We start from the raw sequence: 23996 nt of genomic DNA on the forward strand, positions 1-23996 counted from the left end.
CTCCACCAATGCCGGTATTCAATGGCATTGACACTTCTTGAAGATTAAACCCTATCATCACAAACGTTTAACAGGTAGCGGATTTTATCGGTGAACAGTTAATAGAACTTATTAATAATGCCTCATGTTATGAGGACATTAAGCTGATGAAACGACGGCTCGGCAACTTGTCCGGACATGCATTGCCTAGGGGCTGGTTTTCGACGCGAGCGCCAGCGCCAGAATACTGCCCAACACCGCGGCGGCCAGCACCATACCCGCGGGCGCAGACCAGCCGGAGTAGGCGACAAGGCTGCTCAAGACAATAGGGCCGACCACCTGGCCAAGATAAATGCCCTGCATCACCAGGCCCAGACTCAGCGGGATCAAAGTGGGCTCGGGTGCCGCCGCTGGGGTGGCAGCCAGAATAGTGGCGGGCAGCATGCCGCCGATACCGCTAAACAGTAAACACAGTGGAACCAGCATGGCATTCGGTGTGATCGAAAGGAAGACGCTGGCTCCGGCAAGCCCCATCAGCATGCTGGCAATGGCGAGCAGGGTACGGGCACGCAGGCCACGCGACAGCAATACACCGGCGAACAGATTGCCGAGAATATTGACCGCTATCACCGCTGCGCTGACACCGCCGGCCGCGGCCAGTGTCAGCCCGATGCGTTGCATCAGGAATATCGGCAGAAAGGCCATCACGGCGAAAAACTGCAGGTTATAGGTGGTGAAGATCAGGGCCAGCAGCAGCGGTTGCCGGGCACGCAGGATGCTGGCCAGCGCCTGACGCAATTTCACCGTCGTGGCAGCAGCGGCAGTTGTCACCATGCGCGGCGTGGTGAGCGGTAGCAACAATGCCGCCAGCAGGGTCAGAATGCCACCGGCGACCCAGCTCTGTTGCCAGTCGGCGAAATGCGGGCCGAAGAACAGGGAGATCGCTATGCCCGCCGGCATAAAGGTGCTCCAGATGCTGAACACCAGATTACGTTGTTGCGGCGCCACTACCCGAGTGAGCACGGTCGGTGCAGCCACCACCACAATGACAAAGCCGATCCCTTCGATAACGCGGGTGACGATCAAGCCGGTGAAGTCGTGCTGAGTCGCCCCGGCGAAGCTGGCGACGCTGACGATCATCAAGCCCAGGCCCAACAAGCGACGATCGCCCCAGCGGCGCACCAGTTGCCCGGCGGCGATGCCACCGAACACGCCGATAAACGGAAAGGCGGAAATAATCCAGCTCAGCGACTCCAGCGAGCGGCCAAACTCGCGCTGCAGTTCTGGTAGGGCAATGGTCGCTTTTCCCACGTGCAGCGCCACGGCAATACCGGCGAACAGCACATTGACGATTGCCGGCCACTGCGTGGCGGGGGCTGGCGCTGAGCCCACGGCGTCGAGCTTGGTCGCAGTCATGATTTTCTCCTGGGAGATAAAAATCAGACTATGCGTTATGCCGAAATTATCGACAGTTCAATTGTGGCTCTATTGGCCGGCAGAACCGTACATTTCGAGCCTTATTGCTGAACCTTTTCGTTAATTATCTCCCTTAAGCAAGAGTTATATTTTTCTCTCTGTTGCATACTGATATCATTGTAAGGCTTTAATTAATCTGGAATTAAAATGAAAAAAATATTATTAGCAGCGACATTATTTACTCTTGTTGGTTGTGCCAGGCCTTATGGTCCGGCAGATGAAGTTTTGAGCAAAAAATATGCTGAAAAAAAAGAAAACGTGGTACAGAGCAAAATTACTGTCACCAGAAACAAGCAGTTTATTGGTGGAGGGAGCGGGGGGACTTGCCGGTTTGTGGTCGCGGTAGATGAAACTAATATTGCACTTTTGCGACAAAATCAATTTGCCGTGGCTTACCTGGATAAAGGCCCGCATAAATTGAAAGTGAGCAATGATTGCAATGTGTTGTCTATGGGAATGAGAAAAACGCTGGATATCGTGGCTGATGGTACAGATCAGGAATATGTCACGGAAAATGGTTTTTGGGGTCAGTACCGGATGTGGCAAGTGAAGTAACCCGCTCGCGAGAATGTTGGAGAGAGGTTATACAATCTCTCTCTACTTGATCGAACAGCGCGAAGTTCATCATTATCCCAGCGCTATCGAAGGCGTAAGCGCCAATATGAGCCAACTTCTTTACCACCACCATGTTGCCGCATTCGGCTGAGCAGCAGATCGCCGATACCGCCAATACCGAATATGAAAAACTGGAATTTGTCGCGGTGGCGCTATACGGAGATACCGAACAGCTTAAGCCACTGACGAAAAAATTCTCGGTTTACCGCTAGACCCTGTCTGTCGCATTACGCCATTAACGCGCCCGATCACACAAAAACGGCAGCCTGATTTCTTTGGGCTGCTGGGACATGATAGTTTTTATCAAAATCATGAGGGAGACGATTATGGCAGGCAAGAAAACCACCCTGGCCGCCATTGCCAGAGAGGCACATGTTGGTATCGCTACGGTTGACCGGGTAATAAACCAGCGCGCAACAGTACGGCCGGAAACGGCCCGCAGGGTAATTGCGGCTGCGCACAAATTAGGCTTCGCACTAGAGAAATCACATCAATTGTTTGAGACGGTAGGCCAACCCGCCGCACGGATTAAAATGGGCTTTATCTTGCTGCGCAAGGAACATTCGTTCTACGCACAACTGGCGGATAGCCTGCTGGAACAGGCTGCACCCTATTACGACGCTGAGCACCCGCCACAGTTCATGTTTCATGATATCAGCGCGGTTAGCGACACCGCTGCCGCCATCACACAGTTAAGTCAAAGTGTGGATGTGATCGGCGTGCTGGCGCTGGATAACCCGATGATCCGTTTTGCGGTGGAAGAGGCTACCAGGCAGGGGATAAAGGTGTTTACGTTGCTGTCGGATTTATCGGTACACAGCCGTGCCGGTTATATCGGCTGGGCGGTGGATCGCTTGTGCCACCGCCAGGGCGATGTCGGGGTAATTATCGGCGATAACCGTTTTCTGTGTCAGGAAACCTGCGAAATCAGCTTTCGATCTTACCTGCGCGAACACCTGAGTGGTCAGCGGGTGCTTGAGCCGGTACGCAGTCATGAACGGGCCGAAAGCGCAAGACAAGTCACTCAAACCTTGCTGGAGCAGCATCCCAATCTGGTGGCTCTGTATGCACCCTGCGGGGGTGTGGAAGGGATTATCGCTGCGCTGCGGAAAAGCGGCAGGCAGCATCAGGTGATGCTGATTTGCCATGGCCCGGTTGCAGGCGGCGAAATGGCGCTGATCGACGGCACGCTGGATCTGATGCTCAGGCATCGTATTGCCGAGTTTGCGGCGTCAGTCATCAGCACTTTTGTCGCCGCCACCGGTGGCGGCTCCTCCGGTTTTAGTCACACCATTAACCGCTTTGATCTGATCACCAAAGAAAACCTCTGATAGTCGGCTCCCTCTGGTGGAGCCGTTTTTCATTATAAATCTCCCAATCTCCCAGGCGCTTCGACCTGCCTGGATTTGATAAAAAACTATCATTTAAACTATCAAAATTAACGAGATCGTCATCAAAAAATGAAAGTTTCATCATTGCCGGTTTCGAAACGTTTATTTAATACTGAGGACACATCGACTTCGACCAGGAATAAAAATGATGAGTTTGCCGATTGCCAATGCGCCCTGTAGTTGGGGTGTGGATGACCCTAAAAACCCGCATCTTCCGCCTTACACCAAAGTGCTGCAGGAGGCGAACGCTGCCGGCTATCGCAGCATTGAGCTGGGGCCCTGGGGCTATCTGCCCACCGATGCCGATATCTTGAGCGCCGAATTACAGCGGCACGGACTGTCGCTGGTGGCCGGCACCATTTTCGACGATCTGGTCAGCGAACAAAACTTTAGCTATCTCCTTGAACTGACACATAACATTTGCCGAAATTTGTCGCAGACTGCCAGGGCGCAGTCTATAAATGCCGGTAACTGCTCACCGCCATATCTGGTGATTATTGATTTCGGTAATCCTCAGCGTGCCAAATTTGCCGGGCAGTCCTTACTGGCACCGCGACTTACCCAGGCGGACTGGCAGCGGATGATCGGCCATATCATGACTCTTGGCAAAATTGCCTGGCAGGAATATGGCGTGCGGCCGGTAGTGCATCCGCATGCCGGTGGTTGTATAGAATTCGCCGATGAAATTGAGCAACTGGTCGAGCAAATTCCTCACCAAATCGCCGGGCTGTGCCTGGACACTGGCCATTTGTATTACTCAGGTATGGACCCGACCACCTGGATTGATCGCTATTTTGCGCGCATCGATTACCTGCACTTCAAGGATGTTAACCCGCAGGTATTTCACCAGGTGTTGGCGAGTGGGCTGGATTTCTTCACTGCTTGTGCGCAGGGAGTGATGTGTCCATTGGGCAAGGGGGCGATCGATTACCCGGCGGTGCGAGAATTATTAATAACGCGTGGTTATCAGGGTTGGATCACCATTGAGCAGGAGCGGGACCCATGTCATGCGCAGGGCAGCCTGAGTGATGTAACGGAAAGCCTCAACTATTTACGAACCCTCGGTTTTTAATCAGGAGAAATGTGATGATCAACGGCATTAAACCTTTGGAACGGTCCTTGCGCTGGGGGATGGTTGGCGGCGGCGGAACCAGTCAGATTGGTTATATTCATCGTTCTGCGGCACTGCGCGATGGCACTTTCTCCCTGGTGGCCGGGGCGTTTGATATTGACGCGCAGCGAGGGCGTCTTTTTGGACAGAGCCTGGGGATCGCAGCGGAGCGTTGTTACCCGGATTACGCTACGCTATTTCGCGAAGAGGCTGCCAGAGTGGATGGCATCGAGGCGGTTTCCATTGCCACCCCCAATAATACCCACTTTGCCATCTGCCAGGCGGCACTGGCCGCTGGCCTGCATGTCGTGTGTGAGAAACCACTGTGTTTCACCGTTGAAGAAGCGCAGGCGCTGGTCGAACTGAGCCAAAAACAGCATAAAATTATCGGTGTTACCTACGGCTACGCCGGACACCAGTTGATCCTTCAGGCCCGGCAGATGATCGCCGACGGCCTGCTGGGTGAGATCCGCATTATCAACATGCAATTTGCGCACGGATTCCATGCGGCGGCGGTGGAGTTGGATAACCCCAGCACCCGCTGGCGGGTAGATCCCCGTTTTGTCGGCCCCAGCTACGTATTGGGTGATTTGGCTACCCATCCTTTGTTCCTGGCGGAAACCATGGTGCCGCAGCTAAAGGTCAAACGCCTGATGTGCAGCCGCCAGAGTTTTGTCAAAACGCGGGCACCGCTGGAGGACAATGCCTATGTGCTGATGGAATATGACAATGGTGCCGTTGGCTCCCTGTGGTGCTCTGCGGTTAACAGTGGTTCGATGCACGGGCAGAAGGTCCGAATTGTCGGTGAGAAGGCCAGCCTGGAGTGGTGGGATGAGCAGCCGAACCAACTGCGATTTGAAGTGCAGGGCGAACCGGTACGCATTCTGGAACGCGGTATGTCCTATCTGGATCCTATAGCACTGGCGGACGATCGGATTGGTGGTGGTCATTCGGAGGGGTTGTTTGAAGCCTGGTCGAATCTGTACCGACGCTTTGCCCTGGCGATGGATGCTACCGATCGGCGGGATCGGGATTTTCTGGCCGATTTTTGGTACCCCGACGTTGCTGCCGGGACGATGGGGGTGCGTTGGGTCGAAAACTGTGTGCGCTCCGCCGATGCCGGTGCCAGCTGGGTGGAGTTTCGCTGATTCACGCCTGTTTCCTGTCTGGGCCTTTCAGGCGCTGGCGCCGTCAATCGGATGGATTTTCAACGAATCCAGCGCTAATTCCGGCACGCAGCGAAGATTGACGGCGCCGCAGTGACAGCTACCTTTAAATGACATAATAGACTACCTGCTGAAAACCTCAGTTCGCCCAATTATAGTTCACTTATTCACCATGTTGATTTGTTCATGGAATACATTACCGCAGAGAATATGGATTCTGTGGCTCGATCCATTAGAAATATCTTTAAATTCTGTTAAGTTAGCCACTAGCCTAATCACAAGGAGAGAACGATGTTAGAGCAATACTACCCGGCCACGATGAGCTCCAAACCGATCACGGATGAGCAACATAAAAGACTGGTGGCGGTGCAAGCGGCGCTGGAGCTGATCAAGGCCACGCTGTCCGATACCAACGACGGTAACGGCGTGGATTTTCAGCTGAAAGCCGCTGAAAAACACATTGGCCCGATGGCTGACGCGATCCAGGAAGCGTTGAAATAAATTCCGCTACCGATAGTCAACCGCCCCAGTGAAGTGAACCCCATTTATTGGACACTTCACCAGGGCGGTTTTTTTATGCCATTCAACCGGACAAATTAGGATTTTTTGTCTAGTGACCGCGGGAGAAAGTTGGCAAAATTCACCTCAGGATTATTTTAGGGAACAGGCGGAGGAGAGCGTTAATGAAGGATGTGCATATTGCCCTGTCGGGCGGCTGCGTGCGGTTGGCTTACCCGGGAGAGAACGTACTGGATTTCACCGATAATCTGTCATTTGGGCCGCTGTACGCACTGGATGACGATCGGGCTCTGCAGGCCCGCTCCCGCTGGTTTCGCGATCTGCACCATTCGGTTTACGCGCCGGAGTGGGACACTTCCGTACAGCGCCTGACGGCGATGGAAAACCTGAAAATACAGTTGGCCGCGGTAAGCGGTCAGGTGACCCTGTGGGTTGGCGACAATCCCGATGAGCAATTGATGTTGCGCGCGCTGTTGCCGCTGATCGGCGAGCGGCAGGTCTTTGTGGTTAACGTCACCGAACACACCGGGCGGATGAGTACCAACTGGTGTCCGGCTGAAATGTTGGAGCCGCTGTGGATCCGTCGGCGTGAATTGACTCAAGAAGATAAAGTGGCGCTCATAGAAGACTGGCGGCGGTTGTTGGCGGACACAGCACCCGTGAGGATTTTTACCCAGGGAGAAGTGCAGGGGAAAGCGTTGGATTACTACGATCCGCTGCTGCTGGAACATTGCCCGAGCGAGTATACCCAGGGCTCCAGGGTGGTGGGAAACGCCATGGTGAATACTCCCTATTCGGTGGACGACACCTTTTTGAATTTCCGCCTGTACGCGTTAATTGAACAGGGAGTGTTGCAGGCGCAGACTGGCGGGGTAAACATGAACCGCCTTCAGGTGCGGCAGGTTTAAGCCTCACTTTCCTCTCGTTGTGTTTTTTGTGCTGTGCACCGGAAAAACCAGGCAAAACGTTTTTCACTGGTCAGCAGATCTGCTTATAATGCCGCACTGACTGTATAAATAAACAGGTGTGGTGCGATGACGCTGAAGTTGGATGGTGAAAAGATTGCTCGTAACCGGTTTACCGGCGAAAAAATTGAAAACGGCAGCTTTATCAACTGCGATTTTTCGGGCACCGACCTGACGGGGACCGAATTTATCGACTGTCAGTTTTATGACCGCGAGAGCCAACAGGGCGGTAATTTCAGCCGTGCCTTATTGAAAGATGCCAGCTTCAAAAACTGTGACCTCTCGATGGCGGACTTCAGAAACGCCAGCGCGTTAGGTATCGAAATCCGTGAGTGCCGGGCACAGGGCGCAGACTTTCGCGGCACCAGTTTTATGAATATGATCACCCCACGTACCTGGTTTTGCAGCGCTTACATCACCAAAAGCAACCTGAGCTATGCCAACTTTTCGAAAGTGGTACTGGAGAAGTGCGAGCTGTGGGAAAATCGTTGGAACAGCGCGCAGATCCTCGGCGCGACGTTTAGCGGCTCCGATCTGTCCGGTGGTGAGTTTTCCTCGTTTGACTGGCGTGCCGCCAACTTTACCCATTGTGATTTGACCAACTCGGAATTGGGTGAGCTGGATCTGCGCAGCACCGATCTGCAAGGCGTTAAGCTGGACAGCTATCAGGTGTTTCAAATGATGGAACGGCTGGGAATTGCGGTTATCGGTTAAGCTTTTTTGCACCATGGGGCCGTCAGGCCCTTACAGGGTGCGGCTAAGGGCGTTGCGGCGGATAAATAATAAATGGTGTGTATAAATATTATAATAAATATTCCTTGCTTAAATAATTTCCTCGTGTATAAATAACGTCATCGGTTTGTAGTACAGACCTTATGAAAGCAGTTTTAGTAAAGCAGTTCTCAGTATTAGTGATATCCCATAGATACCTCTTCTTCCGCGAATTTCCTTCTCTAGTGCCCAAGTAAGTTTCCAATAAAAACAGACCTCAATCGCCTTATGGCGTCTCAAAAATATAAAGGAAATATCTATGTCTACTAAAATGACTGGTTTGGTAAAATGGTTTGATGCAGGTAAAGGTTTTGGCTTTATCTCTCCGGCTGACGGCAGCAAAGACGTGTTCGTGCACTTCTCTGCTATCCAGAGCAATGATTTCAAAACGCTTGATGAAGGTCAGCGCGTTGAATTCACTATTGAAAACGGTCAGAAGGGTCCTTCTGCCGGCAACGTAGTAGTTTTATAATTTATAGGTAGTGTTTTATTTCTTACGATAGCGAAGAAGGTGTAAACCGGAGCAGATAAGAAATAAAAGAATTACCTGAATAAACTCCGGGATTACCCGGAGTTTATCTAAAATATTTATATTCAGAATATTCCAATAGCAATAGTTATTGGCAACAGAAAAAACGATTGGCGTCGTAATAATAATAACGGCAGTGATTCAATCTATTTTTCTGTTGTGAAAAAGTTGTGCTTAGGCTGCGTAAGGTTGGAGTGTTGGACGGACGCTTACGCCATAACATGACAGTCGGGAAAGTGACCGACAAACATTGAGGACCCTGGCCTGTGCCGGGGTTTTTTTATGCCCGCAGCCCAACAGACCCGAAACGAAACGGGTCTGTTGACAAGGGGAATAGTGCTATCAGAGGAACGATGGTGTCGATGAGCGATAATTTCACCTCTGAACTAAACTTAAATTGCCTAAGAAATAGGCGAGCAGCGCCTGGCAGGGAGCGTCATCCTGTTTACTGGCTCGAGGCGGAGGGCAGTTATCATGACTTATCAACATATCCTGGTCGCAACCGATCTTGGCGAAGATGCCGAGTTCCTGCTGGGCAAAGGCGCCAAACTGGCTGGGGCGCTGAATGCTCGATTATCTCTGATCTATATCGATATTCATCATACTGGCTATTACGCCGAACTGGGCGTGGGTGAATACAACTACACGGATCGCACTTTTTCTGAACGCGTGAAAAATATGCTCAATGCCATCAAAGACCACTCGTCTTATCCGGTTGAAGAAGTGATTATTGGGCGTGGTGATCTGATGGAAGAACTAAACCGGGCGGCTAAGGAAAAGGGTTGCGACCTGATCCTCTTCGGCCACCATCACGATATCTGGAGTCGGTGGGTATCGTCGGCACGGCAGGCGATCAATCACCTGCAGGTCGATCTGCTGGTGGTTCCGATTGATAAAAAATAAGCCAGCCCAGGGCCGCTGTCGCTCAGCGGCCCGATTTTTTTAATAACCACTGCTTATCGGTAAACGGCGGTATAGGGCCGTGACTGAACTTATTGATGGCTGATAGTACGGCCGATAAATAGTCACGCCAGAGGATTTTATCAATCTCATCAAATGGTTGGCCTAATTCCGATATTAATTGTTCTGACGTATTGAATTTGCAGTGAATAACTCTTTTTGATTAGTAAACCGCACGTTTTGACTGTCCCTCTCTGCCCATGAGTTTTATCCTCAATTCAATCAGGATTTGTATGACTTATAAAAATACATTCACATGGAGGAGTTCTTATGCGTTTCGACAATAAAGTGGTCATCATCACCGGCGCAGGTAACGGGATGGGGGAAGCGGCAGCGCGTCGGTTTTCCGCTGAAGGCGCTACCGTGGTGCTGGCTGACTGGGCGAAAGAGGCGGTAGACAAAGTGGCGGCCTCTCTGCCGAAAGGCAAGGCGTTGGCGGTGCATATCGACGTTTCTGACCCCATTGCGGTTGAGAAAATGATGAATGAAGTGGCTGAAAAACTGGGCCGCATCGACGTGCTGCTGAACAATGCCGGCGTACACGTGGCGGGCAGCGTGTTGGAAACCAGCGTGGCTGACTGGCGTCGCATCGCCGGGGTAGACATCGACGGCGTGATCTTCTGTTCCAAATTCGCTATGCCTTATCTGCTAAAAACCAAAGGCTGCATCGTTAACACCGCTTCGGTCTCTGGCCTGGGAGGCGACTGGGGCGCAGCCTATTACTGTGCGGCAAAAGGGGCAGTGGTAAACCTGACACGTGCCATGGCGCTCGATCACGGCGGTGACGGCGTGCGGGTGAACTCGGTGTGCCCAAGCCTGGTGAAAACCAATATGACCAACGGCTGGCCGCAGGAAATTCGCGACAAGTTCAATGAGCGTATTGCGCTGGGGCGTGCGGCAGAGCCGGAAGAAGTGGCGGCGGTGATGGCATTCCTGGCCAGTGACGACGCCAGCTTTATCAACGGTGCCAACATCCCGGTGGATGGTGGGGCGACCGCCTCAGATGGCCAACCGAAGATTGTTTAAGCATTAACCTGCAGGCCCGGCGAAGCTAAACGCCGGGCCTGCGTGCTTTATACCCCAATCCGATCGCGCAGTTGGTAGTAGGCCGCGCCAATCGCGGTAAACGGAATTTGCAAATTGCGGCCGCCGAAGAACGGCAGGTGCGGCAGTTTGGCAAAGGCATCGAATCTTTCCGCATCACCTCGCATTAATTCCGCAATCAGCTTGCCTGCCAGATGAGTACAGGTCACGCCGTGGCCGCTGTAGCCCTGCATGTAATAGACGTTATTCTCCAGGCGGCCGAACTGAGGCATGCGCGACAGCGTCAGCAGGAAATTGCCGGTCCAGCGGTAGTCGATATTCACCCCTTTCAACTGCGGGAAGGTTTTCAGCAGTTTGGGGCGGATCAGGTTGTCGATATCGTCCGGGTCGCGCGCACCATACACCACGCCGCCACCGTACAGCAGGCGGTTATCACCGGTGATGCGGTAATAATCCAGCAAATAGTTACAGTCTTCGACGCAGTAATCCTGTGGGATTAGCGACTGCGCCACTTCCGGTGCCAGCGGTTCGGTGGCCACCACCTGAGTGCCGCACGGCATGCTGCGCTTGGCCAGTCTTGGTTCCAGCTTATCACCCAGATAGGCGTTGCCGGCCACGATCACATAGCGTGCCTTCACCTGACCGCTGACCGTGCTGACGATGGCCGGTTCGCCGTGACGGATATTAGTGACGGCCGACTGTTCGAAGATGCGCCCGCCTTGCAGACGGATAGCTTCGGCTTCACCGAGGGCCAGATTCAAAGGATGAATATGCCCACCGCTGTGATCCAGCAGCGCACCGACATAGCGCTCACTGTTGACCTCCTGGCGGATGCGCTCAGCATCCAGCAGTTCAAGCTGGGTATTGCCATAACGCTCCCAGTGCTGTTTTTGTTCGATCAGCGCGTGATACTGCCGGTTGTTCAGGGCGGCGAAGATACCGCCGGGGCGATAGTCACATTCGATGGCGTACCTTTGGATACGGCTGCGAATGATCTCTGCACCCTCAAACATCATGCCACCGAGTATACGGGCGCTTTCAGCACCGTAGCGCTGTTCAATCACGTCGATGTCGCGGCTGTAGGAGTTCACCAGTTGGCCACCGTTGCGGCCGCTGGCGCCAAAGCCGATGCGTGCGGACTCCAGCACCACTACGTTGTAACCGGCTTCCACCAGGAACAGCGCCGAAGACAGACCGGTGTAGCCGCCGCCGACGATGCAGACGTCGCATTCGATAGATTCATTCAACTGCGGGTAGGGCGCGTGGCTGTTGGCCGAGGCCGCATAATAGCTTTTTACGTGTTCAGTCATGATATCTGCCCTTATTCCAGCGAAATCCAGGTGGTTTTCAGTTCGGTGAATTTTTCCAGTGCGTGCAGCGATTTGTCGCGTCCGTTGCCGCTTTGCTTGTAACCGCCGAATGGGACCGTCATATCCCCGTCGTTGTAATTATTGACGAACACCGTGCCGGCTTTTAACTGGCGAGCTAACCGGTGAGCACGCGACAGGTCGCGGGTCCAGATGGCGGCGCCCAATCCGTAGTCGCTGTCGTTAGCCAACTGCATGGCCTGTTGTTCGCCGCGAAAACTGGTGACTGCAAGCACCGGGCCAAAAATTTCATCACGCGCAACGCTCATGGCATTATCTACCTGGGTCAGAATGGTCGGGCCCAGGTAGCCGACATGGCCGTTCTGTGGGTGCTCGCGGCCGTCCAGGAACAGCGCGGCACCCTGGCTCAGGCCCTGCTCGATATAGTCGGCCACTTTCTCGCAGTGGCCCTGGTCGATCAGGGTGCCCATCACCGTCGTCGGATCGAGCGGATCGCCCGGCGTGAAGGCTGCCGCATGCCGCTTCAGCGCCAGTAAGAATTCCTGCTGAATGCTCTCCTCCACCAACAACCGGGTACCGGCGATGCACACCTGTCCCTGGTTATAGAAAATGCCGGCGGCGGCGCTCTGTGCGGCCTTGTCCAGATCCGGGCAGTCGGCAAAGATAATATTGGCGCTCTTGCCACCGGCCTCCAGCCACACCCGTTTCATATTGGATTGACCGGCGTAGATCATCAGTTGCCTGGCGACCTGGGTGGATCCGGTAAAGGTCAGGGCGTCGACATCGTTATGCAGCGCCAGCGCCTTACCGGCATCGTGACCGTAGCCGGGGACAATATTCAGTACGCCGTCCGGCAGCCCGGCCAGTTGCGCCAGCTTGCCCAGATAGATCGCAGTCAACGGGGATTTTTCAGAGGGTTTCAGGATCACACTGTTACCGGTGGCCAGCGCCGGGCCGAGCTTCCAGCAGGCCAATAACAGTGGGAAATTCCAGGGCACGATGGCACCGACCACACCAATAGGTTCGCGTTCGATCAACGCCAGTACATCGCCACCGGTGGGGGCGATTTCGCCATAAACCTTATCGACCGCTTCGGCATACCAGCGCAGGCAACGGATAGCGCCGGGCACATCGTCCCGCAGGCTGTGGCGGATCGGTTTGCCGGTATCCAGCGTTTCCAACAACGCCAGCTCTTCATGGTGTTGTTCCATCAATTCTGCCAACTTCAGCAAAGTGGCCTTGCGCTGCGCCGGGGTGGCTCTGGACCAGTCGCCGCGCTCAAACACTTCACGCGCCGCATTGACCGCCAAATCGATGTCGACGCTGCTGGCCCGGGCCACCTGGGTCAACTCACGTTGCCCGGCGGGATCCTCCACGGCAAAGGTTTGGCCTTCTACGGCCTGCTGATAGCGGCCATTGATAAACAGTTGGTTCTCAATTTTCAGGGCTTGCGCCCGGTGTTGCCAATACTGCAGATGGTGGAAGTCCATACCTTGCTCCGTTGATCAGAATGTCGTCGGCGTATGGGCGCTGATAATCCGGCAAATCCGCGCCGACGTGTTGCTGAAACTGTGGGGAATGCCGGTGTTGATGGCGTAGCTTTGGCCGGCCAGCAGGTGATAAACCTGCCCGTTGACCTGCAGTACCACTTCGCCTTCCAACAGGGTGCCGATCTCTTCCCCCTGATGCTTGATACGTTCGCCGGTGGTGGTACCCGGTTCATAGGTTTCGATCATCATCGCCAGGGTGCGATTGGGGTCGCCGTTGTGGATCAATTTCATCGACACCCCCTGGCTGCCAATCTCGATCAGATCCTGGCTGTCGATAACAATCTGCGGTTCATCCGGGATTTCCGGCTCGGCGAAAAACGCCGACAGTGACAGCCCGTACACCGTCAGCAGCTTTTGCAAGGTACTGATGGCCGGACTGACCTTGTCCTGTTCGATGGTGCTGATGGCGCTGTGGGTTAATCCAGACAGTTCGGCCGCTCGGCGCTGCGATAATCCCAACTGCTGGCGGATTTGCGACAGACGTTTTCCCGGTGCCAAGCTGACATTGCTCATGGGCGTTTTTCCTTTTGATAGTTCCGGCAGGCGCTAATGAACCCCTCAAACAACAGGCGCGACAGGGCGTACTCTTCACTGTTCCATTCCGGGTGCCATTGCACACCCAGCGCAAAGGGCTGGTCGCGCAGACTGATGGATTCCACCAATCCGTCGGCAGCGTGAGCCTCGATGCGTACGTCGGGGCCGAGGGTTTTTGCTCCCTGGCCATGCAGTGAGTTGACCCAGAATCGGTTGCAATCTGGTATCAGTTGCGAGAGTAAGCCGCCTTCCTGAACGATGACCTCGTGGGCGGGGGCGTATTGTTGTTCCAGCGGCAGGTCGTGATCTTCACGGTGTTCGAGCAGTTCGGGCAGTTCAAACAGTCGACGGTGAAGGGTGCCCTGGCTGGCGACCACCATTTCCTGCATACCTCGGCAAATGGCGAAAAGGGGAATGCGCCTGTCGAGCGTGTGGCGGATCAGCGCCAGGCTCAATTCATCTCGCCCAGGATCGGCGTCAGGCTCATCGCCGTTTTCACCATAAAGGTGCGGCTGCACATTACTGGGGCTGCCCGGCAGCAGAATACCGTCGAGGTGTTCCAGCAATTCTTCCAGCAGTTTGGGTTCCGCCAGCGCGTGCGGCAGGGCGATTGGCAACCCTCCCGCGGCCACGACGGCATTTAGGTACTTTTCTTGCAAGGTCTGAGTGAGATGCCCGTTTAACCTATACCTGCACATCACTACGCCGACCACTGGTCTGTTAAATATATTGCCCATGCTGTCCCCTTGGTATGTTCGAAATTATGAACGATAAGCTTCTCCACTGCCGTTTTCGTTCAATATTTTATAAATCTAGCAGTCAAATGGGCAATATTCAAACTCAAAGTAACACTTGCAAAACAATTTTGTTGCATCTATGTTTCATTGGTGGACATTATATTGAGCAAGATGGTCAAAAAACATCGACGGCAATAAGTGTGAGAACCACAGACAAAAAACATACATGGCGGGTGAATCATGCAGACCAACATAGTAGAAGTGGAAAACTTTGTTCAGCACCACGAAGAAAAGCGAAGTAGCGCGTTCCAACGTGAAGTGAAGAAGTACCTGGAGTGTTATCCATTAACTCAGCACGTTGATGTTCTGCTGACCGATCTTAACGGCAGCTTCCGTGGCAAGCGCATTCCGGTGGGCGGGCTGAGCAAGCTGGAGAAGGGCTGTTACTTCCCGGCGTCGGTGTTTGCGATGGATATTCTCGGTAACGTGGTTGAAGAGGCCGGGCTGGGACAGGAACTGGGTGAGCCGGATCATATCTGTGTGCCGGTCTTGGGAACCTTGACGCCGTCGGCGGCGGATCCACAATATATCGGCCAGGTCCTGCTCACCATGCTGGATGAAGATGGTACTCCCTTTGACGTTGAACCGCGCAATGTGCTGAACCGAGTTTGGCAGCGTTTGCGTCAGCGCGGGCTATCCCCCGTAGTAGCGGTAGAGTTGGAGTTCTATCTCATCGATCGCCAACGCGATTCGGAAGGCTATTTGCAGCCACCGTGCTCGCCGGGTACCCAGGAGCGTAACACCCAGAGTCAGGTGTACTCCGTCGATAACCTTAACCACTTTGCCGACGTGCTGAGTGAAATTGACGAACTGGCTCGCATGCAGGGCCTGCCGGCAGACGGAGCGGTGGCCGAAGCCTCGCCCGGCCAGTTTGAGGTCAACCTGCATCATACCGATAACGTTCTGCAAGCCTGCGACCATGCGTTGGCATTAAAGCGGCTGATCCGCATGGTGGCGGAAAATCACAACATGCAGGCCACCTTTATGGCCAAGCCCTACGAAGAACACGCCGGCAGTGGCATGCACGTGCATATCAGCATGCTGGACAGGCAGGGTAACAACGTCCTTGCCGACGATGACGGCGAAGATTCCGTGTTGCTGAAACAGGCGTTGGCCGGGATGATTGCCCTGATGCCTTCTTCTATTGCGCTGCTGGCACCCAACGTTAATGCTTACCGCCGCTTCCAGCCGGGCATGTACGTACCGACTCAGGCGTCCTGGGGCCATAACAACCGTACCGTGGCGCTGCGTATTCCCTGTGGCGATCGCGACAGCCATCGCGTGGAGTATCGCGTGGCCGGTGCCGATGCCAACCCTTACCTGGTGATGGCGACCATTCTGGCCGGCATCGTCTACGGTCTGGAAACCACGCTGCCGCTGCAAGAGCCGGTCACCGGCAACGGGCTGGAGCAGGAAGGTCTGCCGTTCCCGATCCGTCAGAGCGATGCGCTGTATGAATTTGAGCATCAGCCGGTGCTGAATGCGCTGCTGGGGGAAAGGTTCAGTCATGTTTACCTGGCCTGTAAAACGGATGAGTTGGTGCAATTTGAGCGCCTGATCACCGAAACCGAAATCGAGTGGATGCTGAAAAACGCCTAAACCCGCTCGAACTCATGATACCGCGCGCGTCTGGCGCATTCCGCCGGCTATCCTGTGGCCTGCGAAGCTACGCGCAGCGGTAAAGCATTTCTTCCACTTTGACGTACAGGACGTCGGCGAGGAAAGAACCATGACAGCCTTAACTGTTTCTTCAGTTTGCGCGGGCAGCAGCCCGTGCCGCAGTGAATACGGGCCATCCGTTGGCCGAGATTTTTTGTCTTTATCTTCGACTTCCCGCCGCCTGAGCAGCAGTATCCCCGCGGCCTCTCTGAATGACGTTAAACGGTTACCAGCAGAGGACGAAGAGGGGAAGAGTCATGACGATTAATGCGACTGACGGTGATCAAGCGGCCAAGCCGCAACTGCGTAAAACCCTGAAACTGTGGCAAGTGGTGATGATGGGTCTGGCCTATCTGACACCGATGACGGTGTTCGACACCTTCGGTATTGTGTCCGGCCTGACCGATGGGCACGTACCGGCATCCTATTTGCTGGCGCTGGCCGGCGTGCTGTTTACCGCTATCAGCTACGGTAAGCTGGTGCGCCAGTTCCCGACCGCCGGTTCTGCCTACACCTATGCACAAAAGGCGATTAATCCGCACGTTGGTTTTTTGGTGGGTTGGTCGTCGCTGCTCGACTACCTGTTCCTGCCGATGATCAATACCCTGTTGGCGAAAATCTATCTGACCGCGCTGTTCCCTGAAGTCCCGCCGTGGGTCTGGGTGGTGGGCTTTGTGATCATTATTACCGCCATCAACCTGAAAAGCGTCAATCTGGTGGCCAACTTCAATACCCTGTTCGTGCTGGCCCAGGTCGCGATCATCGTGGTGTTTATCTTCCTGGTAGTGCGGGGTCTGCACAGCGGGGAAGGCCTGGGGACGGTGTGGAGCCTGCAGCCGTTCGTCAGTGAAAATGCGCATTTGTTGCCGATTATCACCGGTGCCACCATTTTGTGTTTCTCGTTCCTCGGTTTTGACGCCGTTACCACGCTGTGTGAAGAAACACCCGATGCCGCCAGGGTGATCCCGCGGGCCATCTTCCTGACGGCGCTGTATGGCGGGGTGATCTTCATCAGCGTGTCGTTCTTTATCCAACTGTTTTTCCCAACTATTCAACGTTTCCATCAGCCGGATGCGGCACTGCCGGAAATCGCGCTGTACGTGGGCGGCAAGCTGTTCCAGTCGATTTTCCTGTGTATCACCTTTATCAACACCCTGGCGTCGGGCCTGGCGTCACATGCCAGCGTTTCACGGCTGTTGTATGTGATGGGGCGCGATAACGTGTTCCCGGAAAAATATTTCGGCTATATCCACCCGAAATGGCGCACGCCATCACTGAACGTGCTGATGGTGGGGCTGGTGGCATTGTCTGCGCTGTCTTTCGATCTGGTCACCGCTACGGCGTTGATCAACTTTGGCGCGCTGGTGGCTTTCACCTTCGTTAACCTGTCGGTGATCAGCCATTTCTATATTCGCGAAGGGCGTAACAAAAGCTGGAAAGACCGCTTTAACTATCTGTTCCTGCCGCTGGTGGGGGCGCTGACGGTCGGCGTGCTCTGGCTAAACCTGGAAAAAAGCTCGCTGACCATGGGGTTGATCTGGGCGGCGATGGGCTTTGGTTACCTGGCTTATCTCACCCGGCGCTTCCGTCAGCCGCCGCCGCAGTTAGAACGACAGCCACAGCAATAACTGAGTCAGGCGGGGTTTCCCGCCTTTCTTTTTTTTCCGTCGGACAGTAGAGTGAAAATACTGATAAAAAATAACCGATTGGATCATCTTTATGTCTTCACTCCCCGTTTCGTATAAAGCCACCTTGCTCGGTCTGTTGGCGATCCTGCTGTGGAGCAGCGTGGTCGGCCTGATCCGCAGCGTCAGCGAAGGGTTGGGGCCCATCGGCGGGGCGGCGATGATCTACAGCGTCAGCGCGGTTTTTTTGCTGTTGGCACTGCGCCTGCCTAACCTTCGACAGTTTCCGCGTGCCTATCTGATCCTCGGCAGCCTGCTGTTTGTCAGCTATGAAATCTGCCTGTCGCTGTCGCTGGGTTATGCCAATACCCGTCTGCAGGCGATTGAAGTGGGGATGATCAATTATCTCTGGCCCTGTTTTACCGTGCTGATGGCGCTGGCGTTCAACGGCCAAAAGGCCAAATGGTGGTTGCTGCCCGGACTGCTGCTGTCGTTGTTCGGCATTGGCTGGATCATGAGCGGCGAGGGCGGCTGGTCACCGGCACAAATGCTGGCGAACGTGCACAGCAATCCGCTGAGCTATTCGTTGGCTTTCGCCGGGGCGGTGATTTGGGCCGTGTATTGCAATCTGACCAAGAAAATTGCCCAGGGCCATAACGGCGTGGTGCTGTTTATTACGCTGACCGCCGTCGCGCTGTGGATCAAATATGCCTTCAGCAGCGAAAGCAGCATGCAGTTCACCCTGCCGGTTACCCTGACGTTGCTGTGTGCCGGCATGGCGATGGGGGCGGGGTACGCGGCGTGGAACGTGGGTATTCTGCACGGTAATATGACGCTGCTGGCGACGGTATCTTACTTTACCCCGGTGTTATCGGCGGTGTTTGCCGCGCTGGTGCTGGATACCGCATTGAACGCCAGCTTCTGGCAGGGCGTGGTGATGGTGACCCTGGGATCGTTAATCTGTTGGCGGGCAACCCGAGGAAACTAACGGAAATTATCCGCCGGTTGCTCAATGTTGAACTAGAATCTAACTAGCGATCTTGCATGAAGGAACATAAAAAATGAGAGACGATATCCAATTCATTCAGCAACCTGTGATTGATGATGCAAGTTATATGCGCGGTGATACGGTGCGCCTGACCACCGCCAATCTGCGCCACGAATACCAGCTTGATGTCAGTATTCTGCGCCGGGAAGACAAGCTGATTTATGGTTCGGTAATCGCCGCCGCACCCAAGGTGGATATTCCACCCAAAGAGTGGGAAATCGAGCCGGGTCAAGAAGTGGTCTTCCGTAAGGAAAATATCGCCAAAGCGATCCCCTCGATTAGCTGAGTCTCAGCCAGGGTTTCCGATCCTCCGTTTCCCTCAGTCACATTTCCAGCAAATGCCGGTGCTAAAAACGCCGGCATTTTCATTTCTGCGACAGACCCGGTTACTTTTTTATGTTGCACACAATTGGCACAAAAACTGCTTTAAAAATCACCGGGCATGACAAAAATCACAGCGATCGTGAATTTGCATGAAACATAATTTGACAAATGTGAACGCAATCGATTACCTATTCGCAAAATGCATAACTGGATCACAGATTCTTACACCCAGTGATTTCTATAATGCGCGCGTCGCCCGAGAAGTTTGTAAGCGGAGGCAACGCCAGGTGTCGTCAGACTCATTGTCATCTTTTCTAACGGGCAGGAAATGGCCCTTTAAGCATGTGGTAATAAAATGAAAAAAATAGCTCTCGCAGCAGGTATCCTGCTCGCAGCGTCTTACAGTGCATCTTCAATGGCTGATAGCAAAGACAGCCAATACGTCTCGGATTGGTGGCACCAGAGCGTTAACGTGGTGGGCAGCTACCACACCCGTTTCGGACCTCAACTGAACAACGATGTTTACCTGGAGTACGAAGCCTTCGCCAAAAAAGATTGGTTTGATTTCTATGGTTATGTCGATGTGCCTAAATTCTTCGGCGTCGGCAACACCCCGGACCGCGGCATCTGGGATAAAGGCTCACCGATGTTTATGGAGATCGAACCTCGTTTCTCGATCGACAAACTGACCAACACCGACCTGAGCTTCGGTCCATTCAAAGAATGGTACTTCGCCAACAACTACATCTATGACCTGGGCCACGACACCGACGGCCGCCAGAACACCTGGTACATGGGTCTGGGCACCGATATCGAAACCGGCCTGCCAATGAGCCTGTCGATGAACATCTATGCCAAATACCAGTGGGAAAACTACCAGGCTGCCAATGAGAACAGCTGGGACGGTTACCGCTTCAAGGTGAAATACTTTGTGCCGCTGACCCAATTGTGGGGCGGCAATCTGAGCTACATCGGCTTTACCAACTTTGACTTTGGTTCCGATCTGGGCAAAGACAGCAACTGGACCGACGGCACCGGCAAACAGGTCCGCACCAGCAATTCGATCGCTTCCAGCCATATTCTGGCGTTGAACTACGATCACTGGCACTACTCCTTCGTGGCACGTTATTTCCATAACGGCGGCCAATGGCAGGACGGGGCGGATATCGGTACCCCACAGGGTCCAATTAAATCTACCGGCTGGGGTTACTACCTGGTGGCGGGCTATAACTTCTGATTTTCCGTGGTATCAGTATCAGAAAACCCCGCTTTGGCGGGGTTTTTTTTCGTCATCACTGCGCTTGTTCGCCGGGTAAATGTCGCACCGGCATAAATAATCGTCCTTTGATTACGTGGCATTCATTATCAATCCAACTGATGATTTGTTCACGACTCACGCCTTCGGATTGCGCGTAGCGGTGAAGATCGCCATTAAAGTGCTGCGTGATGTATTCCATGAGGGTCATTTGCATGTCTTTTGCTCCTGAACGCCCACCCGTTGCCAACTGGCCACCGCGGGAGGTTGAGGTTTCTCAGACGCCGAATTTAAAGTATTGGCAACCAAATCTCAACAAAAAGCACTGTATTGGTGCATTTGATGTCGATTTATCGGTAAAAAGAATCCCGCACGGAACGGCGGGAAGTATTCAGTACTATCACACGGAGTGATAAAAAATGATTTGAGGTGCAACGAAAAAGAGCTCGCTAACTCTTTTTTGTGACTTAGCCAAACTACGGCAAGGCTTATTTCGCTGCAAGAAAAATTTGGGTTTTAAATTCGGTTTTATCGAATAGTTTTGCGCTGGAATAATATTTGGCTCTCTGGCCAGCCTGCTGTTGCTATACGTGATCAAACTCTCAGAGTTTTCCGTATGCTTTATGTGGGGGATTACGCCTATAGTGAAGCTAATAACCCCTGCAGGAAGTGACATTATGAGCAAACGTCGTACTACTCTCACCGTGCTGGCGCTGATTGTTTCGTTAGGCCTGTCATCCGCACCGGCGCTGGCCGATAAAGGCGGCAATGGCAATGGCAACAGCGGCAATCATGGTAATAGCGGCAACAACGGTAATCATGGTAATAACGGCAAGCATGGCAATAAAGCCAAAGGTAATGATGGCGACCAGGGGCTGGTTTCCGTCAGTATTTCCCGCGATCGCGCACGCTCCCTGGCACGAAACTATGGCCTGACCGGTTACGGCTCTTTGCCACCGGGCATTGCTAAAAATCTGGCTCGGGGCAAGCCGTTGCCTCCGGGCATCGCCAAGAAAATGGTGCCGTCATCAATGCTGCGCGATCTGCCTTACTATCCGGGTTACGAATGGCGTATTGCCGGTGACGACCTGGTGTTGGTGGCTCTGAGTACCGCCTTGGTAGCCTCGGTGATCAACGGCGTATTTAATTAATATTCCGCCATTCCATTTCAAGGCCTCGCTTCGGCGAGGCCTTTTATTTGCCTGAAGCAGGGGGAACGTGGTGAACTCTGTCCCTGGTTTTTCGGTTGGATAAGGAAAGAGCGATGTTGAGGATGTTATTGATTGCCTGTTGTCTGGTCAGCTTTTCTGCACTGGCGGACGGCGATACGGCGCTGGGTGAACTGGTCAATCAGCGGTTGGCTTATATGAAGGACGTTGCCGGTTACAAGGCGCAGCAGCATCTGCCGATCGAGGATTTGGCTCAGGAGGCCAGGGTGTTGGCCAGCACGCAAGCAGAGGCGGAGCGGTTGGGGTTGGATCCGCTTTCGGTGCGGCCATTTATCCTGGCGCAAATGGATGCCGCCAAGGCGATTCAGTACCGCTATCGTGCAGACTGGCTGGCGCAGCCGGAAAGTGGCTGGCAGCCGCGCCCGCTGGATAGTGTACGACCGCAGATTGCCGAACTCAGCAGCCGAATCTTGCAACGGCTGGCGCAGCAGCTGAAAACCGGTCCATTGACCGAGGCGGCAGGTGGCAGCTTTATTGATGCCATCACTCAGGCCAACCTCAGCGATGCCGATAAGCAGCGGCTGTTTACCGCCTTACTGGCCGTTCGGGGCGGCAAGGCGGGTGATCAACCGGCACCGCTGCGCTGAAAGGTCAGCACCCGGCTGCGATTGGCGATCAAGTCCACGCTGTAACCGCGAAAATACAGGCAAAAGCGTTTTTTCCACGGGCCGTCACTGCTTTCGACCAACATGCGGCCCTGGCCCAGTGAGCTGATCGTTCCTGTCTGCGCCGCCGGCCCCACCCCAATGTGCACCTGGTCGCCGCAAATCTCGAAGGCAGTGCGGTATTGCGGGTGATACCACAGGCCCTGCACGTGCTTCAGGCATTCGCGATTAGCCGTGACCGGCAGGAAACTGCGGGCCACATGGCACACTTCGCCTTCAACCGCTTCACCTGTCCATTTCAGCCGCATTGGCATATGGGCGGAAAGCGAGATCGCATAGCCGTTATCGCCCTGATACAGCGGTTCATCACTTCCCAGATAAGCGACGTTACCGTCCTTCACTTCCAGCCAGTAGGGCTCTGCTACCGTGGTGTAAATGCCATCGGGAATGGCGTTGCTGCGTTGCGGCAGTGCCTCATCCAGCAAGGCGGCCATCACCTGCAGCGCGATACCGAAGCTGTCGCAGTCCTCCCGGTTGGCTACTAGCGCCACACCGGCCTGTCGATCGGGGGCCAGCAGGAAATAGGTCTTGTAACCGGCGTGCGAACCACCGTGTCCCAGTAGGCGCTGTTTACCCAGTGGGGTTTGCGCCAGTCCCAGCCCGTAAGCGCTGAGTCGGCCCTGATTGAGATGTCGAGGTGCGCTCAGCTGTGCCAGTACGCCGCGCCCCGGGCCCTGGTCGGCCAACAGCGTCTGTAGCCAGCGGGTGAGGGCATTGGCGCTGCCGGTCAGGCTGCCGGAGGCGGAAAGATGCAGGCCGGCGCTGGCCAGTTGCCAACCCTGCTTTGAACGCCAGTAACCGGGCGTTAGCCCCGGCACTACGTCAAACCAGCTCTCTGGCGCACGCAGTTGCACTTGCAGCGGTTCGGCGATGTGTTGCTGCACCAGTTGGTCGAAGTCATACCCCTTGGCTTGCAGGGCCGCTTCAACCAAGCGGTAGCCACTATTGGTATAAGTGATTTCGCTGCCGGCCGGATAGTTCAGTTCGCCCAGCCCCTGAAGGAACTGCATCACCGGTTGCGCCTCGCTGCGGGTATGCACCGAGATGCCCAGCAGCCCGAGGGTTTCCCGCACGTCAGGTAGTCCGCTGGTCATATCCAGCGCCTGACCGACGGTGACGTCCGCCAGCGGGGGATGCAGCTCCGGCAACAAGTCGCCAAGGCGATCGTCCAGGCTTAGGGCGTTGTCGGTGGCATTCAGCGCCAGCGCAGCAAATATATGTTTGGTGACCGACGCGTAACGCACGACGCTGTCGGCGGTAAAAGGGGTGTTTTGTGCCAGATCGGCCAGGCCGGCGCTGGCCACTGCCCGGATTTGCGCGGCGTCGAACAGGGTAATCGCTCCACCGGGTTCGCCGTCGGACTGCCAGTCAGCCAGCAACCGCTCGGCGACTGCCTGTGCGGCGCGCCAGTTTAGCGGGGTTTCAGACATACTATGCCTCCAGAGTGAGTTTTCGA

Annotated in this window: 25 protein-coding genes; 18 read left to right on the forward strand and 7 right to left on the reverse strand. The window is 54.4% G+C overall.

Features of this window, described 5'->3' with window-relative positions; translation table 11 throughout:
• Window positions 1–186 precede the first annotated feature (186 nt).
• Window positions 187–1395 (reverse strand): MFS transporter, encoded by a 1209-nt coding sequence (locus tag F8R23_RS01510; protein ID WP_151415169.1) that lies wholly within the window; start codon window positions 1393–1395, stop codon window positions 187–189.
• Between the two features lie 207 nt (window positions 1396–1602).
• Between F8R23_RS01510 and F8R23_RS01515 the strand changes: the two genes are divergently transcribed.
• The 11 genes from F8R23_RS01515 (at window position 1603) to budC (ending at window position 10508) form a co-directional block, all read left to right on the forward strand.
• Window positions 1603–2010, forward strand: a complete 408-nt coding sequence (locus tag F8R23_RS01515) for a hypothetical protein (protein ID WP_165366387.1) — start codon at window positions 1603–1605, stop codon at window positions 2008–2010.
• 131 nt (window positions 2011–2141) lie between these two features.
• The gene (locus tag F8R23_RS01520) at window positions 2142–2282 is read left to right on the forward strand and encodes a DUF2000 family protein (RefSeq protein ID WP_112348311.1); all 141 of its coding nucleotides are present in this window, start codon (window positions 2142–2144) and stop codon (window positions 2280–2282) included.
• 114 nt (window positions 2283–2396) lie between these two features.
• Window positions 2397–3401: a LacI family DNA-binding transcriptional regulator gene (locus F8R23_RS01525; protein WP_151415170.1), complete on the forward strand. Its 1005-nt coding sequence runs from the start codon at window positions 2397–2399 to the stop codon at window positions 3399–3401.
• Window positions 3402–3609: 208 nt separating this feature from the next.
• Window positions 3610–4533: a TIM barrel protein gene (locus F8R23_RS01530; protein ID WP_151415500.1), complete on the forward strand. Its 924-nt coding sequence runs from the start codon at window positions 3610–3612 to the stop codon at window positions 4531–4533.
• Window positions 4534–4547: 14 nt separating this feature from the next.
• The gene (locus F8R23_RS01535) at window positions 4548–5720 is read left to right on the forward strand and encodes a Gfo/Idh/MocA family protein (protein ID WP_129938739.1); all 1173 of its coding nucleotides are present in this window, start codon (window positions 4548–4550) and stop codon (window positions 5718–5720) included.
• A gap of 309 nt (window positions 5721–6029) precedes the next feature.
• Window positions 6030–6239: a hypothetical protein gene (locus F8R23_RS01545; RefSeq protein WP_037422351.1), complete on the forward strand. Its 210-nt coding sequence runs from the start codon at window positions 6030–6032 to the stop codon at window positions 6237–6239.
• 182 nt (window positions 6240–6421) lie between these two features.
• Window positions 6422–7165, forward strand: coding sequence for a DUF3658 domain-containing protein (locus F8R23_RS01550; protein ID WP_129938738.1), 744 nt, complete (start codon window positions 6422–6424; stop codon window positions 7163–7165).
• 126 nt (window positions 7166–7291) lie between these two features.
• Window positions 7292–7936 (forward strand): Qnr family pentapeptide repeat protein, encoded by a 645-nt coding sequence (locus F8R23_RS01555; protein WP_112348314.1) that lies wholly within the window; start codon window positions 7292–7294, stop codon window positions 7934–7936.
• 316 nt (window positions 7937–8252) lie between these two features.
• Entirely contained in the window at window positions 8253–8465 is a 213-nt protein-coding gene (gene cspE, locus F8R23_RS01560) for a transcription antiterminator/RNA stability regulator CspE (RefSeq protein ID WP_012006483.1), read from the forward strand.
• A 531-nt stretch (window positions 8466–8996) separates the two neighbouring features.
• The gene (locus F8R23_RS01565; RefSeq protein ID WP_112348315.1) at window positions 8997–9425 is read left to right on the forward strand and encodes a universal stress protein; all 429 of its coding nucleotides are present in this window, start codon (window positions 8997–8999) and stop codon (window positions 9423–9425) included.
• Window positions 9426–9752: 327 nt separating this feature from the next.
• Entirely contained in the window at window positions 9753–10508 is a 756-nt protein-coding gene (budC, locus tag F8R23_RS01570) for a meso-2,3-butanediol dehydrogenase (protein WP_099065568.1), read from the forward strand.
• A gap of 47 nt (window positions 10509–10555) precedes the next feature.
• On the opposite strand, the gene F8R23_RS01575 is transcribed toward budC, so the two are convergent.
• The 4 genes from F8R23_RS01575 to puuD are packed head-to-tail and all read right to left on the reverse strand — an operon-like array spanning window position 10556 to window position 14675.
• On the reverse strand, window positions 10556–11836 hold the full coding sequence (locus F8R23_RS01575) for an NAD(P)/FAD-dependent oxidoreductase (protein WP_129934898.1): 1281 nt from the start codon (window positions 11834–11836) through the stop codon (window positions 10556–10558).
• A gap of 11 nt (window positions 11837–11847) precedes the next feature.
• Window positions 11848–13344, reverse strand: coding sequence for an aldehyde dehydrogenase PuuC (gene puuC, locus F8R23_RS01580; RefSeq protein ID WP_151415171.1), 1497 nt, complete (start codon window positions 13342–13344; stop codon window positions 11848–11850).
• Window positions 13345–13359: 15 nt separating this feature from the next.
• Window positions 13360–13917, reverse strand: a complete 558-nt coding sequence (gene puuR, locus F8R23_RS01585) for an HTH-type transcriptional regulator PuuR (protein ID WP_112348318.1) — start codon at window positions 13915–13917, stop codon at window positions 13360–13362.
• Complete coding sequence (gene puuD, locus F8R23_RS01590) at window positions 13914–14675, reverse strand: gamma-glutamyl-gamma-aminobutyrate hydrolase (protein WP_129934896.1); 762 nt, start codon at window positions 14673–14675, stop codon at window positions 13914–13916. Before puuD ends, puuR begins: the two co-directional genes overlap by 4 nt.
• 240 nt (window positions 14676–14915) lie before the next feature.
• Here puuD and F8R23_RS01595 point away from each other — a divergent pair, with 240 nt between their 5' ends.
• The 5 genes from F8R23_RS01595 (at window position 14916) to F8R23_RS01620 (ending at window position 20628) form a co-directional block, all read left to right on the forward strand.
• Window positions 14916–16334 carry a glutamine synthetase family protein gene (locus F8R23_RS01595; protein ID WP_099065571.1) on the forward strand — a complete coding sequence of 473 codons (1419 nt, stop codon included), beginning with the start codon at window positions 14916–14918 and terminating at the stop codon, window positions 16332–16334.
• Window positions 16335–16651: 317 nt separating this feature from the next.
• Complete coding sequence (locus F8R23_RS01605) at window positions 16652–18022, forward strand: APC family permease (RefSeq protein WP_151415173.1); 1371 nt, start codon at window positions 16652–16654, stop codon at window positions 18020–18022.
• A gap of 91 nt (window positions 18023–18113) precedes the next feature.
• A complete protein-coding gene (gene yddG, locus F8R23_RS01610; RefSeq protein WP_129934893.1) occupies window positions 18114–19007 on the forward strand; it encodes an aromatic amino acid DMT transporter YddG in 894 nt (297 codons plus the stop codon).
• A 73-nt stretch (window positions 19008–19080) separates the two neighbouring features.
• Window positions 19081–19353, forward strand: coding sequence for a hypothetical protein (locus F8R23_RS01615; protein WP_099065575.1), 273 nt, complete (start codon window positions 19081–19083; stop codon window positions 19351–19353).
• Between the two features lie 393 nt (window positions 19354–19746).
• Complete coding sequence (locus tag F8R23_RS01620; RefSeq protein ID WP_112348323.1) at window positions 19747–20628, forward strand: nucleoside-specific channel-forming protein Tsx; 882 nt, start codon at window positions 19747–19749, stop codon at window positions 20626–20628.
• A gap of 55 nt (window positions 20629–20683) precedes the next feature.
• Here F8R23_RS01620 and F8R23_RS01625 read toward each other — a convergent pair whose 3' ends face one another.
• The gene (locus F8R23_RS01625; protein WP_017892577.1) at window positions 20684–20863 is read right to left on the reverse strand and encodes a hypothetical protein; all 180 of its coding nucleotides are present in this window, start codon (window positions 20861–20863) and stop codon (window positions 20684–20686) included.
• A 460-nt stretch (window positions 20864–21323) separates the two neighbouring features.
• Here F8R23_RS01625 and F8R23_RS01630 point away from each other — a divergent pair, with 460 nt between their 5' ends.
• Together F8R23_RS01630 and F8R23_RS01635 are read left to right on the forward strand one after the other, a co-directional pair.
• A complete protein-coding gene (locus tag F8R23_RS01630) occupies window positions 21324–21797 on the forward strand; it encodes an anti-virulence regulator CigR family protein (RefSeq protein ID WP_129934892.1) in 474 nt (157 codons plus the stop codon).
• A gap of 113 nt (window positions 21798–21910) precedes the next feature.
• Entirely contained in the window at window positions 21911–22462 is a 552-nt protein-coding gene (locus F8R23_RS01635; RefSeq protein ID WP_151415174.1) for a chorismate mutase, read from the forward strand.
• Here F8R23_RS01635 and F8R23_RS01640 read toward each other — a convergent pair.
• The gene (locus F8R23_RS01640; RefSeq protein ID WP_129938695.1) at window positions 22441–23970 is read right to left on the reverse strand and encodes a serine hydrolase domain-containing protein; all 1530 of its coding nucleotides are present in this window, start codon (window positions 23968–23970) and stop codon (window positions 22441–22443) included. The genes F8R23_RS01635 and F8R23_RS01640 overlap by 22 nt on opposite strands.
• Window positions 23971–23996 lie beyond the last annotated feature (26 nt).

This window comes from Serratia proteamaculans, from assembly GCF_008830365.1.
Taxonomy (GTDB): domain Bacteria; phylum Pseudomonadota; class Gammaproteobacteria; order Enterobacterales; family Enterobacteriaceae; genus Serratia; species Serratia proteamaculans.

Coding starts and splice junctions, on each gene's coding strand:
- F8R23_RS01510 (WP_151415169.1), bottom strand. CDS start 1,395: ATGACTGCGACCAAGCTCGACGCCGTGGGCTCAGCGCCAGCCCCCGCC.
- F8R23_RS01515 (WP_165366387.1), top strand. CDS start 1,603: ATGAAAAAAATATTATTAGCAGCGACATTATTTACTCTTGTTGGTTGT.
- F8R23_RS01520 (WP_112348311.1), top strand. CDS start 2,142: ATGTTGCCGCATTCGGCTGAGCAGCAGATCGCCGATACCGCCAATACC.
- F8R23_RS01525 (WP_151415170.1), top strand. CDS start 2,397: ATGGCAGGCAAGAAAACCACCCTGGCCGCCATTGCCAGAGAGGCACAT.
- F8R23_RS01530 (WP_151415500.1), top strand. CDS start 3,610: ATGAGTTTGCCGATTGCCAATGCGCCCTGTAGTTGGGGTGTGGATGAC.
- F8R23_RS01535 (WP_129938739.1), top strand. CDS start 4,548: ATGATCAACGGCATTAAACCTTTGGAACGGTCCTTGCGCTGGGGGATG.
- F8R23_RS01545 (WP_037422351.1), top strand. CDS start 6,030: ATGTTAGAGCAATACTACCCGGCCACGATGAGCTCCAAACCGATCACG.
- F8R23_RS01550 (WP_129938738.1), top strand. CDS start 6,422: ATGAAGGATGTGCATATTGCCCTGTCGGGCGGCTGCGTGCGGTTGGCT.
- F8R23_RS01555 (WP_112348314.1), top strand. CDS start 7,292: ATGACGCTGAAGTTGGATGGTGAAAAGATTGCTCGTAACCGGTTTACC.
- cspE (WP_012006483.1), top strand. CDS start 8,253: ATGTCTACTAAAATGACTGGTTTGGTAAAATGGTTTGATGCAGGTAAA.
- F8R23_RS01565 (WP_112348315.1), top strand. CDS start 8,997: ATGACTTATCAACATATCCTGGTCGCAACCGATCTTGGCGAAGATGCC.
- budC (WP_099065568.1), top strand. CDS start 9,753: ATGCGTTTCGACAATAAAGTGGTCATCATCACCGGCGCAGGTAACGGG.
- F8R23_RS01575 (WP_129934898.1), bottom strand. CDS start 11,836: ATGACTGAACACGTAAAAAGCTATTATGCGGCCTCGGCCAACAGCCAC.
- puuC (WP_151415171.1), bottom strand. CDS start 13,344: ATGGACTTCCACCATCTGCAGTATTGGCAACACCGGGCGCAAGCCCTG.
- puuR (WP_112348318.1), bottom strand. CDS start 13,917: ATGAGCAATGTCAGCTTGGCACCGGGAAAACGTCTGTCGCAAATCCGC.
- puuD (WP_129934896.1), bottom strand. CDS start 14,675: ATGGGCAATATATTTAACAGACCAGTGGTCGGCGTAGTGATGTGCAGG.
- F8R23_RS01595 (WP_099065571.1), top strand. CDS start 14,916: ATGCAGACCAACATAGTAGAAGTGGAAAACTTTGTTCAGCACCACGAA.
- F8R23_RS01605 (WP_151415173.1), top strand. CDS start 16,652: ATGACGATTAATGCGACTGACGGTGATCAAGCGGCCAAGCCGCAACTG.
- yddG (WP_129934893.1), top strand. CDS start 18,114: ATGTCTTCACTCCCCGTTTCGTATAAAGCCACCTTGCTCGGTCTGTTG.
- F8R23_RS01615 (WP_099065575.1), top strand. CDS start 19,081: ATGAGAGACGATATCCAATTCATTCAGCAACCTGTGATTGATGATGCA.
- F8R23_RS01620 (WP_112348323.1), top strand. CDS start 19,747: ATGAAAAAAATAGCTCTCGCAGCAGGTATCCTGCTCGCAGCGTCTTAC.
- F8R23_RS01625 (WP_017892577.1), bottom strand. CDS start 20,863: ATGCAAATGACCCTCATGGAATACATCACGCAGCACTTTAATGGCGAT.
- F8R23_RS01630 (WP_129934892.1), top strand. CDS start 21,324: ATGAGCAAACGTCGTACTACTCTCACCGTGCTGGCGCTGATTGTTTCG.
- F8R23_RS01635 (WP_151415174.1), top strand. CDS start 21,911: ATGTTGAGGATGTTATTGATTGCCTGTTGTCTGGTCAGCTTTTCTGCA.
- F8R23_RS01640 (WP_129938695.1), bottom strand. CDS start 23,970: ATGTCTGAAACCCCGCTAAACTGGCGCGCCGCACAGGCAGTCGCCGAG.